The sequence below is a fragment of the Diaphorobacter sp. C33 genome (assembly GCF_030503915.1).
GTDB lineage: Bacteria > Pseudomonadota > Gammaproteobacteria > Burkholderiales > Burkholderiaceae_C > Diaphorobacter > Diaphorobacter nitroreducens.
Window position 1 is genome coordinate 2,084,058 of sequence record NZ_CP129980.1, and the last position, 16,522, is coordinate 2,100,579.

A 16,522-nucleotide genomic window follows, 5' to 3' on the forward strand; every position below is an offset into this window, starting at 1 on the left:
AGCGTTCAGAAATCCAGCCGCGCACTCACGAAGACGCGGCGGCCCTGCTCGGCATAGCCGAACGCGGGGGACTTCTCCGCCAGGCGCAGGTCGCCCAGGTTCTCCAGGCCGGCGCGCAGGTTCAGACGTTGGTGCGCGCCCAGCGCCCAGGCGCGCCCCACGCTCGCGTTCCACAGCGTGTAAGCGGGCAGGCGCTGACCGGAGCTGGTCTGGCGGCCCGTGTACTCGGCGCCCAGCTGCGCGTCCCAGCCCGCCACGCGCCATGCCAGGCGCGAGGCCACGCTGGTGTCGGGCCGGTCGGACAGGCGCTCGCCCGTGGCCTTGTCACGGGTGCGCAGCAGCGTGGCGTCCATGCTCCAGCGCAGCGCGTCGGTGATGGCCCAGGTGAAGCCGGCCTCCAGGCCCTGGATGCGCGCCGCGTCCACGTTGTCGTAGAGGTAGGTGCGGCGCGTGCCCACCTGCTGGATCAGGCGGTAGGTGATGAGCTGCTTGACCTCGGTATGGAACGCGGTGGCGCGCAGCGACCAAGCGGGGCTGACCTGCCAGTCGGCCCCGATCTCGAAGGAGTTGGAGGTCTCCGGCTGGATGTCGGCGTTGCCCCGGAAGGTGTGCGGCCCCTCGGCGCCCACGTAGTTCGGCGAGATCTGCTTGAGCGTGGGCGCCTTGAAGGCGTGTCCCAGGCCGCCCTTGACCACCAGCGCGGGGCTGGCTTCCCACACCAGGTAGGCGCGGGGGCTCAGCTCGGAGCCGAAGATGCCGTGGTGGTCCGCGCGCAGGCCCAGCGTGGCCAGCAGGTTCGTGCCCAGCGCGAACTCGTCCTGCACGAACAGGGCCTTGTGCGACACGTCGTCGCGGCCGTTCAGCAGGCCGGAATTCACCAGCTCTTCATTGCGCCACTCGCCGCCCACGGTGACCTGGTGGCCACCCCAGCGGGTGGTGGCGTGGCCGTCCACCACATCGTCCGTCATGTCCTGCGCCCGCGTGGGGCTGACGCCGTTGGTGCGGCTGTTGCGCACGCTGATCTCGCTGCGGTAGGCGCGTGCCTGCGCCTTCCAGGCGCCTATCTCGCCCTTCCACCCCACGTGCGTCTGGCGGCGGTCGAGGTCATAGCGGTTGGCATAGGGGCGCGCGCCGCTCACGTCGTCGTAAAAGCGCCGTTCCTCGCCATCGGTCACGCCGGCCTCCAGCCGGTGGCCGGGCGCCAGGTCCAGCTCGGCGTTCAGCCCCAGGCTGCGCGGCTTGCGCCCCTCGATCTCGCTGTAGCGCGGGTCCTCGCGCTGCGCCACGGCGTCGCGGTGGGCGTACTCGGCATTCACCGACAGGCGCAGCCGGTCGTTCAGTGGGCCCGCCGCAAACAGCGAGGCGCCCCCTTCGGCCGCGGCCTCGCCGCCGGCGGGGAAGGCGGCGTTGAAGCCCAGCGAGCCGATCCAGCGGTCGCCCGGCTTGCGCGTGATGATGTTGACCACGCCGCCCAGCGCCTCGGACCCGTACAGCGCCGACATCGGCCCGCGGATGATTTCCACACGCTCGATGGCCGACACCGGCAGCCAGCCGTACTGGTAGTCGGAATGGCCGATCACGTCGTCGCTCGCGCTGATGCGCCGCCCGTCGATGAGTGTGAGCGTGTGCTTGCCCTCCAGCCCGCGCAGCGCGAGCGTCTTGCGCCCGCCCACCTGGCGCGCGCTGAAGGTGATGCCCGGCGCGCCGCGCACGGCGTCCAGCAGGTCGGCCGCGTTGCGCTCGGCGAGGTCCTGCGCGGTGATCACGGTGACGCTGGCGGGCGCCGTGCGGGCGTCCTGCTCGGTCAGTGTTGCGGTCACGGTGACGGGCGCCAGGGCGGTGGCGGCCGGGGCCTCGGCCGCGGCCTGGGCACGCGCGGCGCCCGACAGGCACAGCAAGGCGGCCAGGGCCAGCGGATGGCGACGGCAAAGGGTCACATGGATCAAGTGGTGTGGCATGAACGTCCTGAGGAAAGACCGCAGTGGCTGGACGCTGGCGCCGCATTGCTGGCGTGGGGCTGGGCGGGAGAGTGGAAGAAACCGGAGTCGGGCAGCCGCCCGCCCAGCAGCGCAGGGTCGCGCGCGAGCAGTTGCTGGAAGAAGAAGTCGACCTCGGCGCGCGCCCGCTGCGCCGGGACTGCGTCCAGCTGGCTGGTGGCCAGCGCGTCGGCCACGGCGTCGGGGGTCAGCAGGTCGATGCGTGCGGCCACCATGCGGCCGCACTCCTGGGGATGGGCGCGACACCAGGCGACGGAGCGCGCATAGGCTGCGTCCACGGCCGCGAGCGCGGCGCCTTGCCCGCGCAGGGCGCCCACGGCGGCAATGCCCGCCTGCGGGATGCGCGGCGCGCGCTGGAACACACGGCCCCATTCCTGCTGCAGGTCGGCGCCGCGGTGCAGCTCGGGCGCCACCAGCCCGAGGGGAAAGGACTGCGTCTTGCGCAGCGCCAGGGACACGGCGGGCTCCGACAGCAGCGCATGGCGCACCCGGCGTGTGATGAGCAACTGCATGGCTTCCATGGGCGTGGGCACGTAGCGCACGCGGAAGTCGCGCCGCACGTCCAGCCCCTGCCGGGCTGTAAGCAGTTGCAGCATCAGATCCGGCATGTCGCCGCGGAAAGGCACGGCGATTTCCTCGCCGCGAAAATCCGCCAGCGTGCGCCGCGCGCCATCACGCGTGACGATCCACAGCGCGCCCCAGGTGGAGATGCTCAGCAGCGTGACGCCCGCGCCACGGTTGTAGAGGTTGGCCGCCACGTTGCTGGGCATGGCCAGCACATCCGCCTTGCGGCCCAAGGCCATCACGCGCAGCTGGTCGGGGTCGCGCCAGGGGGTGAACTCCACACGCTCGGCCACGCCCGCCAGCGCCTGAGTCTCGGCCATGTGGATCAGGGGCGCCGAGACGATGGCTGGCGGCCCGGCCAGCACCAGGCGGGCCAGCGGCGCGGCAGGAGCGGCAGGCGCAGCGGGAGCCGCCGCGCCCCATGCCGGCAACCCGGCGAGCGCGAACGCACCCGAGGTCTGCAGCAGGCGGCGGCGGCCCTGGTCAACGGACTGCACAGGGTTCGTCAGCATCGCATCGCCCTCAGAACTGGTAGCTCACGCCCGCCGCCACGTTGCGGCCCAGGCCCGGCAGGTAGCCCGGCTGCGCGGCCGTGGCCTGGTTGCGAATGGCATAGCTGCTGGCGTAGCGCCGGTCGGTGAGGTTGTCGGCCTGCAGGTAGGCCGTCCAGGGGCCGCTCTTCCATTCCAGCTTGAAGCCCAGCAGCGCGTAGGTGTCCTGCTCGCTGCCGGCGGTGTTGGCGTGGTCGGTGGGCGTGTCGGTGGGCATCCAGCGCAGGCTGGGACCCATGCGCCAGACACCCGCACCCGTGGCGACGCGCCACAGCACCTCGGCATTGATCAAGTGGCGCGGCACGCCGGCGATGCGGTTGCCGGCGTAGATGCCGTCTTTGAAGCGGAAGTCGCTGTACGTCCAGGAGCCACGCCAGTCGAGTGCGCCCATGCCCAGCGGCCAACTGCCCGACAGCCCTGCCTCCACGCCCTGGTGGCGCGTGCCGCCGGCGTAGTTGTAGGTGCCCACCTTGATGCCGTTGGCATCGGTGGTGCTCATGAGTTCGCCGGCCACCTGGCTGCGGTACACGGCAGCCGTCCAGTGCAGGGCACGGGCACCCTCGCCCCAGCGGCCTTGCCCACCGACCTCGAAGGTGGTGGCGCGCTGCAGGTCCAGCCGCACCAGCTCGCTGCTGGCCGCCGCGGGGGCGTTGGGCGCTACGGTGGCGGAGACGATCTCCCAGAATGTGGGCGCCTCCTGGCTGCGGCTCAAGTTGGCCCACCAGCGCACGGCCGGCGTGGGCGTCCAGTTCACCCCCACCTTGGGCGTGGAAAAGCTCCACTGCTGTTGCAGCGTGCGGCCGTCCAGGCGGCTGGCGGCGTCGCGTGTCTGGTGGCTCCAGCCCCACTGACCGACCAGCGTCCATGCCGGCGCCAGGCGCCAGTCGGCCGCCAGCAGCGCCTGCAGGTTGTCGGCCGTGAGGTCATAGGCGCCAAAGCGCTGCAGCGCTGCCCCGTTCACGGGGCTGGTGGCATCCAGATCACGGTCCATGCGGCTGCGCGACCAGCCCAGCGCCGCGCGCCAGGCCAGGGGACCGGCCGTCTGCCCGCTGGCCTGCCACTGCGCACCTGCCGTGCGGCTGCGGGTGATGGTGTAGCTGGTCTGGTTGTTGAACAGGTCGTCCGTGTCCTGCCAGTAGACGCCCAGCTCCTGGCGCAGCGCATCGTCACCCCAGCGCGAGCGGTTGGCCAGGCGCAGCTGCGTGGCTTCACGGCGCGGGTCGCGGCGGTAGACGTTGAGCAACTGGTCCTGCGGCGTGGCGCCGTCGCCCATCACACCGCGCGGCTGGGTGCGCACGCGGTCCTTGGGCACGACGGTGGGGATGTCGAAGTCCAGATCGGTCCACGACAGGTAGGTGCGGTTCTCGAACCCGCCGGCGGCCTGGAACCCCACGTTGGCATGCAGCGCATCGCGCTGCGACGCCGAATGGTGGCGGTAGCCGTCGTAACGGTCGCCGCTCACGCTGATGCGCCCATCCCACTGCGCGCCCTGCAGGCCCACGGCGCCCTGCAGCGCCTGGCGGCCAAAGCTGCCCACCTCGGTGCGCACGCGGCCCCGCTCGTCGGCGCCCGTGAGCGACTGGAAGTCCAACTCGCCCCCGAGCGTGGTCGCGCCCGGCGTGAGCGTGTTGGCGCCGCGGCGCACGCTGACCAACGCGGCATTGCGCGGCTCCACCAGGCCGATGATGAAGGAGCCATCGGCGTCGTTCAGCGGCAGTCCGTCCTGCAGCAGCAGCACGCCGCGGTTCAGCGGGTTGCTCTGGATGCCCGACCCGCGTATGGACAGGCGCGGCTGGTCCGTGGCACCAAAGAAGTCCTGGATCACGATGCCCGGCTGGTAGTCCAGGGCGTCGCGCAGCGTGGCCAGGCGCGTCTCCTGCTGCGGAGTGGCCAGGTTGGTCCCGCCGGGAACGCGGTCCAGTCGCTGCTGCTCCGCCGCCACGGAGGGGCGCAGCGGCGCGGCCGCATCGGCATCGCCCTCGGCACGCACGGTCACCGTGGGCAGTTGCGCCGGAGCAGGCTCGGCCGCCATCGCCAGCGGGCACAGCAGCGCCAGGGCGGGGGCCGTCGTGCGGGTCCATGCACGAAGACTGGAGCGAAGGGAAGGAAGGTGGTGCGGCGGCATGAAAGTGAGAGAATTTGAAATAAATGCGATTCATTCGTATTCTCAAAGCATGCCACCACATAACCGGAATATGAAATGACTTTTATCAACGCGACCCCGGGCGGCGCGGCGGACGCGCAACAGAGCGGCTTCAGAGAGGCGAGCAGCCTGTTGGGCACGAACGCGCTGCTGCAGGGCTTGCCGGCGCCGGCATTGCAGGATCTGGCCCAGCATGCCCTCGCGCGCACGCACTCTGATGGGGAAACGCTGTTCCACGAAGGCGAAGCCGCCTGCCACTGCCTGCTGGTGGCGCAAGGTGCCGTGGAAGTGCTGCGCTATGACGCCACGGGCGAGGAGCGCATGCTGCACTGTTTCACCCCCGGGCAGTGGGTGGCCGAGGCGGCCATGTTCATGCCGCACGGGCTCTATCCGATGACGGCGCGCGCGCAAGGCGCCACGCGGGTCTGGCGCATTCCCCGGCAGGCGTTGCGCACGGCGTGCGAGCGCCACCCGCTGCTGGCGCTGCGGCTGCTGGAATCGCTGAGCCTGCGCCTGTACCACTGCGTGAACGAGGTGGACTGGCTCACCAGCAGCAATGCGCAGCAGCGCCTGGCCGCCTACCTGGTGGCGCGGTGCAGCGAGGGCGGCGAGCCGGTCGAGCTGCCCACCAGCCAGCGGCACCTGGCAGCGCGCCTGGGCATCCGCGCCGAGACGCTGAACCGCCTGCTCGCCCAGTGGCAGGCCAAAGGCTGGATCCGCGGCGAGCGGCGCACCTGGCGCCTGTGCGATGCGCACCAGTTGCGACAACTCGCCGCGCCCGGCACGCGCACGTTCTGACGCTCTGGCCGCGGGACCGCAACTTGGGTGGCTGGCGGCTGGCCGGCGCGCCCTCACCCACCGATAATGCGCCCAGCATGCACATCCTGCGCAACGCCCATCACCTGGCACGCCTGTTGTTGGCGTGCTTTGCCGTGTCGCTGGGCGTGGCGACGGCAGCGCCCTTCGTGCAGGCAGGCCATTTAGAGCGCGTCTGCACTGCCTCGGGCGAGGAGCGCTGGGTTGCCGCCAGCGGCAACAGCGCGGTGGGCACCAACGATGCCTCCCACCCCGCGCATGCGCTGGACTGCGCCCTGTGCCTGCCGCCCCTGCTGCCCGCTCTGGATGCACCCCCGTGGCGCGGCCTGCAGCAGCTCCCGCATGTCCCATCTGCGGATGTGGTGCGCCAGACCCATGTACCGGCGCTCAGCCGCGCGCCTTTCCCGCCGCGCGCCCCGCCTGCGGCGCCACTCGCCCTCGCACCGTTTTGAAAACGGCGGGCACGGGCCACCGTGCACCCGCACTCTTCTCGCATACCACGGCAGCGCTGCCCGCCTGCCCCATCGTTTATTCAAGGATTTTTCATGTTCTCCCAATCGCTCGTCTCCCGCATCGCAATCGCCGCCACCCTGCTCGTGGCCGGCGCAGCCCACGCCCAGGTCACCGTGCAGGACGCCTGGGTGCGCGCCACGGTGCCGCAGCAAAAGGCCACCGGCGCCTTCATGCGCCTGACGGCCGCGCAGGATGCCCGCCTGGTCAGCGCCAGCAGCCCGGTGGCCGGCGTCACCGAAGTCCATGAAATGAAGCTCGTGGACAACGTGATGAAGATGCGCCCACTGCCCGCGCTGGATCTGCCAGCCGGCCAGGCCGTGGAACTCAAGCCCGGCGGCTACCACATCATGCTGCTGGACCTGAAGCAGCCCGTCGCCCAAGGCTCGACCGTGCCCCTGACGCTGGTTTTCGAAGCCAAGGACGGCCAACGCACGACACAGGAGTTGCAGGCGCCCGTGCGCGCTGTCAGCGCCACGGCCGCGCCGGCCATGGGCCATGGCAAGCCGCACGGCGGCCATTGAGGCTCATCCAGTACGGCTGAAGGCTTTTTAGACCTCTAGCGCTTGCACAGCAAGCGCTGACAGCTATCAATAGCATAGCTTCCACACGCACCCATCGCGGGCGCGGACGAGGGGGTTGGCCGATAATGCGGCGCTTTGCACGGCGCCTGCGTTGCGCGCCCTCCCCCGATTTCCCACACCATGCACTCTGACGCGGAACACCTGTGGCGCGCGCCGCGCTGGGCACTGGCCATCCTGCTGGCTCTGCTGGGCATGGTGGGGCCGTTCGCCATCGACACGTACCTGCCCGCCTTCCCCGCCATCGCGGGCGCGCTGCAGGCCACACCGGTGCAGATGCAGCAGACGCTGTCGGCCTACCTGTTCGCGTTCGCCTTCATGACGTTGTTCCATGGCTCCCTGTCCGACAGCTTCGGGCGTCGGCCCGTGGTGCTGTGCGGCCTGGCCGTTTTCACGCTCGCTTCCCTGGGCTGCGCGCTGTCGCAGAGCATCGGACAGTTGGTAGCGTTCCGTGCGCTGCAGGGCCTGTCGGCCGGCGCGGGCATCGTGGTGTCGCGCGCCGTGATCCGCGACATGTTCCCGCCCACGCAGGCGCAGCGCGTCATGGCGCAGGTGACGATTTTCTTCGGCGTGGCGCCGGCCATCGCGCCCATCGTGGGCGGCTGGCTGTCGGTGCACCTGGGCTGGCACAGCGTGTTCTGGTTTTTGACGGGCGTGGGCGTGCTGCTGTGGGTGGCCAACTGGCGCCTGCTGCCCGAGTCGCTGCCCGTGCACAAGCGCCAGCCGATCCACATGGGCCACCTGCTGCGCGGCTACTGGGAACTGGGCACCAGCCCACGCTTCATCCTGCTGGCGCTGGCCAGCGGCGTGCCGTTCAACGGCATGTTCCTGTACGTGCTGTCGGCCCCGGCCTTCCTGGGTGAGCTGCTGGGCCTGGGGCCCACGGAGTTCTTCTGGTTCTTCGTGATCAACATCGCCGGCATCATGGGCGGCGCCTGGGCCAGCGGCCGGCTGGCCGGTCGCATCCCGCCCAAGCGCCAGATCCGCCACGGCTTCGTGATCATGCTGGCGATGGCGCTGCTCAACCTGGGCGCCAACCTGGCGCTGGCGCCGCATGTGTCGTGGGCGCTGTGGCCCATCGGCATTTTCTCGTTCGGCTGGGCCCTGATGGTGCCCGTGGTCACGCTGCTGGTGCTGGACCTGTACCCGCAGCGCCGGGGCATGGCCTCGTCGCTGCAGGCATTCGTGGGCGCCACGGCCAACGGCCTGGTGGCGGGCGTAGTGGCGCCGCTGGTCATGCATTCGGCCCTGGCGCTGGCGGCGGCCTCACTGCTGCTGATGCTGGTGGGGCTGGTGTCCTGGATCTACCTGCACCACCGCTGGCCGGACATCGGCCGCCACACCATGCACGTGGGCTGAGAGCGGCGCGCGGCCTCATGTGCAGCGACGACCGGCGCCCCTGGCGCCGCAGTCGTGCAGCTTCTGCGTCTACCTCCCCGGGCCGGCTCGGTGCACGGCAACGTCCAGCAGCTCACCCCTCAAGCCGCAATGGCCTACCTTCGAGAGGCCCAGGGCCTGGCTCCGATGGAAAGGGTGGCGAATCTGCAGCGCGGCCCCGGTGCGCTTCGCGGGGAGTTGGCGCGCAATAAAAAGCCAGCCCCGGACGAGAGGGCTGGCTTGTCATGGGGTCCGCGCCGCCGGCTTAGCGGTCGTTGCGCGCCGGGCGCTTTCCGGCACCGTGGGGTACGAACGGCTTGCCCGCGCCCTGCGGCTTGGCAAACGCGGGCTTGCGGCCAAAGTCTGCGCGGGGTGCTGCAGCGTCACCGCGGCCACCACCATGGCGGCCGGCGTCGCCAAACCGGGAGGCTTCGCCAAACCCGCTCTTGCGGCCATAGCCTTCACCGTCGCGGCGGCCGCCGAAGCTGTTGCCACGATCGCCACCGCGCGGTGCGCCATAGCCCTCACCGGAACGGGGGGCTGCGCCGCGCGGGCCGCGGTCGGCAAAGCCGCCACGGTCATTGAAGCCGCCACGGTCGCCGAAGCTGCCACGTGGGTCACGGTCGCCATAGCCACCACGATCACCAAAGCCGCGCTCGCTGCCGCCGCGGCCAAAGCGCTGCTCGCGCGGGCCACGGTGACCATCACGCCCGCCACGACCGCCGAAGTCGGCGCGGCCGCCTTGCGGGAAGCGCTGGGTAGGCTCCAGGCCCGCGACCACCTCGGCCTTGAACTGCTGGCGGCTGTAGCCCTCGATGTCGAAGATCTTGCGGCGGTCGCGGAACTCGGCAAAGGTCACGGCCAAACCGTCGCGGCCGGCGCGGCCCGTACGGCCGATGCGGTGCGTGTAGTCCTCAGCCTTCATGGGCAGGCCGAAGTTGAAGACGTGGGTGATGGTCGGTACGTCGATGCCGCGCGCGGCCACGTCGGTCGCCACCAGGATCTGCACCTGGCCATTGCGCAGCGCCATTAGGCGGCGGTTGCGCAGGCCCTGGCTCAGGGCGCCGTGCAAAGCCACGGCACTGAAACCTTCCTGCTGCAGGTCATTGGCCAGACCATCGCACTCCACCTGGGTGCTGGCAAACACGATGGCCTGGTCGATGGAGGCATCGCGCAGCCAGTGGTCCAGCAGCTTGCGCTTGTGCTGCGCGTTGTCGGCCCAGTACAGCATCTGCTTGATGTTGGCGTGCTTTTCCTGCGGCGTGTCGATCTGGATCTTCTTCACCGACGCGCCGTTGTCGTGCATCACCCGCATGGCGAGCTGCTGGATGCGCGGCGCGAAGGTGGCGCTGAACATCATGGTCTGCTTGCGCTGGGCGGTGAGCTGGTTGATCTCGGCCAGGTCGTCGGAGAAGCCCAGATCCAGCATGCGATCGGCCTCATCAACCACCAGGAACTGCACTTGGTCCAGCTTGATCTGCTGCGACCGCTGCAGGTCCAGCAGGCGGCCCGGCGTCGCCACCACCAGGTTGGCATTCTGCAGCTTGGCGATCTGCAACTGGTAGGGCATGCCACCTACCACGTTGGCGATGCGCAGGCCCTTGCAGTGCTTGACCAGATCGATGGCATCGTGCGCCACCTGTTGCGCCAGTTCGCGCGTGGGGCACAGCACCAGCGCACCGGGCGTCGCCGCCTTGAAGTTGCGCGCCTGCGTGGGGTTCTTGCGCTTGGGGCGCTTTGGGGGAGCCTCGCCACGCGCGGCCGCCTCGGCGGCGGCGCGCTCGAAGGCGGCGCGCTCAGCGACTTCGGCCTCGGCCTGTTGGCGAATCAGCGTGTGCAGCACGGGCAGCAGGAAGGCCGCAGTCTTGCCGCTGCCAGTCTGGCTGGAGACCATCAGATCGATGAAGCTCGCGTCATCGCCCGAGCCCATGGCCAAAGGAATCGCTCGAGTCTGCACCTGCGTGGGCTCGGTGTAGCCGAGGTCGGCCACAGCCTGCACCAGTTCGGGCGCAAGGCCCAGTTCGATGAAGCCGGCGGGCAGAGCGGGCGCGGCGGTGGTCGGAGAAACAGGCGCCTCAATCGAAGCGGCCATAGGGGATTGGGCAGGCGCGATCTCGCCCTGCACGTGCATGGTGTCTGTCATGTCGTATGTATGAAGCGCGCGGGTGCAACCCGCGGCGGCTTCGTCAGTGGTTCATCAAAACATCAACCATCCAACGAAACCTGCACCAGCAGTGAGAGCTGGGCGGGTGGGTCATTGACGCAGGCACTGGAACGCTGGAAACCGTTCAAGGCCCGCAACCCATTGTGAGAAGGGAGATGCGCAAGGGCTGCGCGATGCGGCCAAACCTTCAGTCGGGTTTGGGAGTCGTTTTCACGCAAGCCTGTAATTGTCGCACGATTCGGGTTTTCCCGCAAACGGGGATCAAACGGCCAGCAGATGCGTGCGGTAGTGCAGTAGTTCGTCGATGGATTCGTGCACATCGGCCAGGGCCGTGTGGCGCTGCGCCTTCTTGAACGAGCTGTAGGCCTCGGGCTTCCAGCGCTTGGCCAGCTCCTTCAGCGTGCTCACGTCAACATTGCGGTAGTGGAAGAACGCCTCCAGCTTGGGCATGTACTTCACCAGGAAGCGCCGGTCCTGCCCAATGCTGTTGCCGCACATCGGCACCACGCCCTTGGGTACATAGCGCGACAGGAAGGCGAGCAGCTCGCGCTCGGCATCGGCCTCGGTGACCGTGGAGGCCCGCACCTTGTCAATGAGGCCGCTGCGGCCATGCGTGCCCTTGTTCCAGGCGTCCATGCCGTCCAGCACCGCGTCCGCCTGGTGAATGGCGAACACCGGCCCTTCGACGCGCAGCGTGAGGTCGGCACTGGTGACGACCACGGCGATCTCCAGCAGGCGTTCGGTTTCGGGGTTGAGGCCGCTCATTTCACAGTCCAGCCAGACAAGGTTCTGGTCGGATTTGGCAAGCGCGGGAGCAGTAGGGTTGGCAGTGTCAGACATGCCGGGAATTGTCGCCGATGGCCTAAACTCGCGCGCAGATGCAGCCTCCTTCCGCCTCCCTCCTCTCGCCATCCCACCTGACCACACTGGTGTTCGCCGGACTGCTGCTCGCAGGCCTTGCCTTGCGCCTGTGGCTGGCCACGCGCCAGATCCGCCACGTGGCGCAGCACCGCGGCGCCGTGCCCACGGCCTTCGCCCACCGCATTCCGCTCGCCGCGCACCAGAAGGCAGCCGACTACACCATTGCCAAGGCGCGCTTCGGCCTGCTGGAAATGGCGCTGGCTACCGCCGTGGTGCTGGGCTGGACGCTGCTGGGTGGGCTGGATGCGCTGAACCAGGCGCTGCTGTCCTGGCTGGGCGGTGGCATGCTGCAGCAGTTGGCGCTGCTGGCCTGCTTCGTGCTCATCGGGGGTGCCATCGACCTGCCCGTCGCGCTGTACCAGACCTTCGTGATCGAACAGCGCTTCGGCTTCAACCAGATGACCCCGCGCCTGTGGCTGGCCGACCTGCTCAAGTCCACGCTGCTGGGCGCGGTGATCGGCCTACCGATCGCGGCGCTGATTCTGTGGCTCATGGGCGCCGCCGGACCGCTGTGGTGGCTGTGGGCCTGGGGCACGTGGATGGGCTTCAATCTGCTGCTGATGGTGGTCTTCCCGCTGTTCATCGCGCCGCTGTTCAACAAGTTCCAGCCGCTGGAGGACGAATCGCTCAAGGCGCGCGTCACCGCGCTGATGCAACGCTGCGGCTTCGCAGCCAAGGGCCTGTTCGTGATGGACGGCAGCCGCCGCAGCGCGCACGCCAACGCCTATTTCACCGGCGTGGGCAAGGCCAAGCGCGTGGTGTTCTACGACACGCTGCTCAAACAGCTGTCGCCCGGCGAAGTGGAAGCCGTGCTCGCGCACGAACTGGGCCACTTCAAGCACAAGCACATCACGCGGCGCCTGGTCGGCATGTTCGCCATCAGCCTGGCGGGCTTTGCGTTGCTGGGCTGGCTGTCCACGCGCGCGTGGTTCTACACGGGCCTGGGCGTGCAACCCAACCTGATGCTGCCCGGCCTGCCCGGCGCCGCGCCCAACGACGCGCTGGCGCTGCTGCTGTTCCTGCTTGCAGCGCCCGTGTTCACGCTGTTCGTCACGCCCGTACTGGCACAGCTCTCGCGGCGCCATGAGTTCCAGGCCGACGCCTACGCCGCGGCCCAGAGCAGCGGCGGCGACCTGGCGTCCGCCCTGCTCAAGCTCTACGAAGACAACGCCTCCACGCTCACGCCCGATCCGGTGTTTGCGAAGTTCTACTACTCCCACCCTCCCGCCACGGAGCGCCTGGCGCGTCTGCCCGTGGCCTTGCAGCCATGAATTCGATGTTCCCCAAGAAAGACTGGTCCACACAAACCAGGCGCGCGCTGACAGCTACTGAAATAGTAGCAAAACTGGTCGATCTGCCGGGCTGGCAACTGTCCGGCGACGGCGCCGATGTCGCCATCGAGAAGACCTACCGCTTCGCCAATTACCACGAGACCATGGCCTTCGTGAATGCCGTGGCCTTCATTGCCCATGCGCAGGACCACCACCCCGATCTGTCGGTGCACTACAGCCGCTGCGTGGTGCGCCTGAATACGCATGATGTGGCCGGCATTTCGGCGACCGACATCGATTGCGCGACGCGCATCGATGCACTGCTCGCACCCTGAGCCCATGGCCCAAGCCCCTGCGCGCCTTGAAGGCCTGGTGGTCGCCAGCCACGGCCGCCATTGCGTGGTGGAGAGCGCGGGCGGCGAGCGCCGCATCTGCCATCCGCGCGGCAAGAAGAGCCAGGCCGTGGTGGGCGACCGCGTGCTGTGGCAGCCCGCCGCGCCCGGCCAGGGCCGCGGCCATGGCGACGAGGGCACCATCGAAAAGGTGCTGGAACGGCGCAACTTGCTGTACCGCCAAGACGAGGTGCGCACCAAGTCATTCGCCGCCAATTTGGACCAGGTGCTGATCCTGATCGCGGCCGAGCCTGTGTTCTCCGAAAGCCAACTCGCGCGCGCTCTCATCGCCGCAGAAGCGGCGCGCATCACGCCGTTGATCGCGCTCAACAAGAGCGACCTGGTCGAGCCGTTCGCGCGCGCCTGGGAGCGCCTGTGGCCCTACCGCCATATGGGGGGCGAGCAGGACACGCAGCACCACTACCGCGTGCTGCCGCTGTCACTCAGCGAATCGGGGGCGGTGGACCGCGACATGCTGATGCACCTGCTGGCCGGCAAGACCACGCTGGTGCTGGGCCCCTCGGGCGCCGGCAAGAGCACGCTGGTCAACCTGCTGGTGCCCGGCGCCTCGGCACAGACGGGCGAGATCTCGCAGGCCCTCAATTCGGGCCGCCACACCACCACCACCACCACGCTGTACTGGATCGACCCGCAGCGCACCACGGCGCTCATCGATTCGCCCGGCTTTCAGGAATTTGGATTGCGCCACCTCGCGCCCACCGATCTGGCGCGCTACATGCCCGACATCGCAGCCCATGCCGAGGGTTGTCGCTTCTACAACTGCACCCACCTGCACGAGCCCGGGTGCGCGGTGCAGGCCCAGGTGCGTGACGAACAAGACGCGCAGGCCATCAGCCCCCAGCGCTACCGCATCTACGGCGAGTTGTTCGCGGAGTTGAGCGAGAGCCCCTACTGAGTTTGAAGTAAAAATTGGCTTCCGCGCTTATCCAGCAAGCGCTGACAGCTATTAAATAAGGAGCATCACCCCAGCAGCCGCGCGAAGGTGAGCAAGGCCAGCAGCAGCATCCATACCACGACCGAGCGCCACACCAGCCCCACCACGCTGCGCAGGTGGCCTACCTCGGGCTCGCGGCCAGGAGTACTGTCGCTGTCGCCAATGTCGGCGTCCACCTCGAAGCCCGGCTGCACCTGCGCACCTGCGCGGCTGCGCAGCGCCTCGCCGCCCAGGCGTACATTGATGGCCCCGGCGGTTGCCGCCAGCACCACGCCATCGTTGTCGTTGGGGAAGCGCTGTGCGTGGAAGCGCCAGCCCTCGATGGCCTCCTCGAAGCTGCCCACCACGGCAAAAGACAACGCCGTCAGCCGTGCGGGAAGCCAATCGATCACCGTCCATGCCTGGGCCGCAGCCTGCTGCAGCGACTCGCTGGGCGGCTGCGTCGTCTCGCGCGCACGCGCGCCCCAGTAGCGCGACACGAACTCCGCCAGGCGGTAGAGCACCGCCCCGGTCGGGCCCAACCCCAGCGCCGCAAGGATGGAGAACCACGCCAGCACGCCAAACACATGGCGGTGCGCCGCAATCACCGAGTACTCGATCACGTGGCGCACGATCTCGCTGCGTGGCAGCTCGCTCACCTCCACCTGCTTCCACTGCGCCAGGCGCGCCCGCGCATCGGCCGCGTCGCCCTCCTCCAGCGCGTCGCGTATCCCCGTGAAATGGTGGCTGAACTGGCGAAAGCCCAGTGTCACGTAGAGCACGGCCACGTTCCAGACCAGGGCGAACGGCCACCCCAGCCAGTGCAGTAGCGCCAGGTGCACCGCCAACACCACCAGCGGCGGCACCAGCACGGCCAGTCCCCAGGCCACCCAGCCGTGGTGCGACTGCCCCGCGTCGAAGTTGCGGTTCACCGACACCGCCCAGGCACGCAGTCCTGCATGGATGGGGTTGCTGCGCGCGAGCGGTCTCGCCTGCTCGATCAGCAATGCGAACAGGATGGCAAAGAAACTCATGCGGCAATCATACTGGCGCTTGTTACAAGGCCCAACACCACGAGCGACAGCGCGGCAGCCTCGCTGCGGCGCCCCCCTTCAGGCCATCATGAAGCGGTAGAAGTTGCGCAGCATGCCGGCCGTGGCACCCCAGATGTAGCGCGTCGTCGCGCCGTCCTGGTAGGGCATGGCAAACCATTCGCGCTGCGCGCCTTGCCACTGCAGCCGGTGACGCTCGTGGTGCGCGGGGTTGAGCAGGAAGTCCAGCGGCACCTCGAACACGTCAGCCACCTCGTACGGGTTGGGCTGGAGCGCGAAGCCCGGCCGCACCAGCGCGACCACCGGCGTGACGAGGAACGAGGTGCCGGTCACATACATCGACAGGTTGCCCAGCACCTCGACCCAGTGCGGCTCCAGGCCTACCTCCTCCTGCGCCTCGCGCAGCGCGGTGGCGGCGGCATCGCGGTCTTCGGGATCGGTGCGCCCCCCCGGAAAGGCCACCTGGCCGGAATGCGTGGACAGGTGCGCCGTGCGCTCGGTGAGCAATACCGTGGGCCGATCGCGCAGCACGATGGGCACGAGGACGGCGGCGTGCGCGGGCTCGCGTTCCGCGAACTTCTTCTCGCGCTGCACCTCGGGCGTCCAGGGCGGCGGCGCGGCAAAGCGCAGGCGCAGTGCCTCCGGCGTCTGCGCATGCGGGGGCACGGCGGGTAAATGGTCGTCCACCCCTACGAGCGGCACGGTGCGCGGATCGAAGTGAGGCAGCGAGGACAGCGAAGGCAGGGCCGCCGCAGAGGACGCGCCGACAGGACGATGAGAACTCACGGGGGTTCAAAAAGAAAAAACCGCTACAGGCTTTCGCACTGTAGCGGTTTCGAGTCGCGCGGTGAGCGCAGCCGTATTTATGCGGCCACTGCAGCTGCCTTGACGCGCGAAGGCAGCTTTTCCTTGATACGCGCCGACTTGCCGCTGCGCTCGCGCAGGTAGTACAGCTTGGCGCGGCGCACGTCGCCGCGGCGCTTCACTTCGATGCTGGCGATCAGCGGGCTGTAGGTCTGGAACGTGCGCTCCACGCCTTCGCCGCTGGAGATCTTGCGCACGGTGAAGCCGCTGTTCAGGCCACGGTTGCGCTTGGCGATCACGACGCCTTCGTAGGCCTGCACGCGCTTGCGGGTGCCTTCCACCACGTTCACGTTCACGATGACGGTATCGCCAGGCGCGAACGAGGGAATGGTCTTGTTCAAGCGGGCGATTTCTTCCTGCTCGAGGATCTGGATCAGGTTCATGG

At 68.9% G+C, this 16,522-nt stretch carries 15 protein-coding genes; 7 read left to right on the plus strand and 8 right to left on the minus strand.

Going from position 1 to position 16,522, the window contains the following annotated elements; all coding sequences use genetic code 11:
• Positions 1-5 precede the first annotated feature (5 nt).
• The 3 genes from QY917_RS09845 to QY917_RS09855 are packed head-to-tail and all read right to left on the minus strand — an operon-like array spanning position 6 to position 5,237.
• Positions 6-1,958, minus strand: a complete 1,953-nt coding sequence (locus tag QY917_RS09845) for a TonB-dependent siderophore receptor (protein ID WP_123675855.1) — start codon at positions 1,956-1,958, stop codon at positions 6-8.
• The gene (locus QY917_RS09850; protein WP_123675854.1) at positions 1,943-3,073 is read right to left on the minus strand and encodes an ABC transporter substrate-binding protein; all 1,131 of its coding nucleotides are present in this window, start codon (positions 3,071-3,073) and stop codon (positions 1,943-1,945) included. The genes QY917_RS09845 and QY917_RS09850 overlap by 16 nt, the downstream gene beginning before the upstream one ends.
• A gap of 10 nt (positions 3,074-3,083) precedes the next feature.
• Positions 3,084-5,237 carry a TonB-dependent receptor gene (locus QY917_RS09855; protein WP_123675853.1) on the minus strand — a complete coding sequence of 718 codons (2,154 nt, stop codon included), beginning with the start codon at positions 5,235-5,237 and terminating at the stop codon, positions 3,084-3,086.
• A gap of 75 nt (positions 5,238-5,312) precedes the next feature.
• On the opposite strand from QY917_RS09855, the gene QY917_RS09860 reads away from it, so the two are divergent.
• From QY917_RS09860 to QY917_RS09875, 4 genes are all read left to right on the plus strand, one after another.
• Entirely contained in the window at positions 5,313-6,053 is a 741-nt protein-coding gene (locus QY917_RS09860) for a Crp/Fnr family transcriptional regulator (protein ID WP_288011829.1), read from the plus strand.
• 77 nt (positions 6,054-6,130) lie between these two features.
• A complete protein-coding gene (locus tag QY917_RS09865) occupies positions 6,131-6,523 on the plus strand; it encodes a DUF2946 family protein (protein WP_123675852.1) in 393 nt (130 codons plus the stop codon).
• Positions 6,524-6,616: 93 nt separating this feature from the next.
• Positions 6,617-7,105, plus strand: a complete 489-nt coding sequence (locus QY917_RS09870; RefSeq protein WP_123675851.1) for a copper chaperone PCu(A)C — start codon at positions 6,617-6,619, stop codon at positions 7,103-7,105.
• Positions 7,106-7,285: 180 nt separating this feature from the next.
• Positions 7,286-8,521: a multidrug effflux MFS transporter gene (locus QY917_RS09875; RefSeq protein WP_123675850.1), complete on the plus strand. Its 1,236-nt coding sequence runs from the start codon at positions 7,286-7,288 to the stop codon at positions 8,519-8,521.
• Positions 8,522-8,804: 283 nt separating this feature from the next.
• Here the strand turns inward: QY917_RS09875 and QY917_RS09880 are convergent, their stop codons facing one another.
• Entirely contained in the window at positions 8,805-10,682 is a 1,878-nt protein-coding gene (locus QY917_RS09880; protein ID WP_088886187.1) for a DEAD/DEAH box helicase, read from the minus strand.
• Between the two features lie 282 nt (positions 10,683-10,964).
• Entirely contained in the window at positions 10,965-11,543 is a 579-nt protein-coding gene (gene orn / locus QY917_RS09885; RefSeq protein ID WP_047349842.1) for an oligoribonuclease, read from the minus strand.
• A gap of 38 nt (positions 11,544-11,581) precedes the next feature.
• Between orn and QY917_RS09890 the strand changes: the two genes are divergently transcribed.
• The 3 genes from QY917_RS09890 to rsgA are packed head-to-tail and all read left to right on the plus strand — an operon-like array spanning position 11,582 to position 14,203.
• Positions 11,582-12,895 carry a M48 family metallopeptidase gene (locus QY917_RS09890; RefSeq protein WP_123675849.1) on the plus strand — a complete coding sequence of 438 codons (1,314 nt, stop codon included), beginning with the start codon at positions 11,582-11,584 and terminating at the stop codon, positions 12,893-12,895.
• A complete protein-coding gene (locus tag QY917_RS09895; RefSeq protein WP_123675848.1) occupies positions 12,892-13,230 on the plus strand; it encodes a 4a-hydroxytetrahydrobiopterin dehydratase in 339 nt (112 codons plus the stop codon). The genes QY917_RS09890 and QY917_RS09895 overlap by 4 nt, the downstream gene beginning before the upstream one ends.
• Before the next feature lie 4 nt (positions 13,231-13,234).
• Entirely contained in the window at positions 13,235-14,203 is a 969-nt protein-coding gene (gene rsgA / locus QY917_RS09900; RefSeq protein ID WP_041838880.1) for a ribosome small subunit-dependent GTPase A, read from the plus strand.
• Between the two features lie 65 nt (positions 14,204-14,268).
• On the opposite strand, the gene QY917_RS09905 is transcribed toward rsgA, so the two are convergent.
• From QY917_RS09905 to rplS, 3 genes are all read right to left on the minus strand, one after another.
• Positions 14,269-15,255 (minus strand): CobD/CbiB family protein, encoded by a 987-nt coding sequence (locus tag QY917_RS09905; RefSeq protein ID WP_123675847.1) that lies wholly within the window; start codon positions 15,253-15,255, stop codon positions 14,269-14,271.
• A gap of 78 nt (positions 15,256-15,333) precedes the next feature.
• Positions 15,334-16,017 (minus strand): CoA pyrophosphatase, encoded by a 684-nt coding sequence (locus QY917_RS09910; RefSeq protein WP_041836400.1) that lies wholly within the window; start codon positions 16,015-16,017, stop codon positions 15,334-15,336.
• 119 nt (positions 16,018-16,136) lie between these two features.
• Positions 16,137-16,520, minus strand: a complete 384-nt coding sequence (gene rplS / locus QY917_RS09915; RefSeq protein WP_011806470.1) for a 50S ribosomal protein L19 — start codon at positions 16,518-16,520, stop codon at positions 16,137-16,139.
• Between the last annotated feature and the right edge of the window lie 2 nt (positions 16,521-16,522).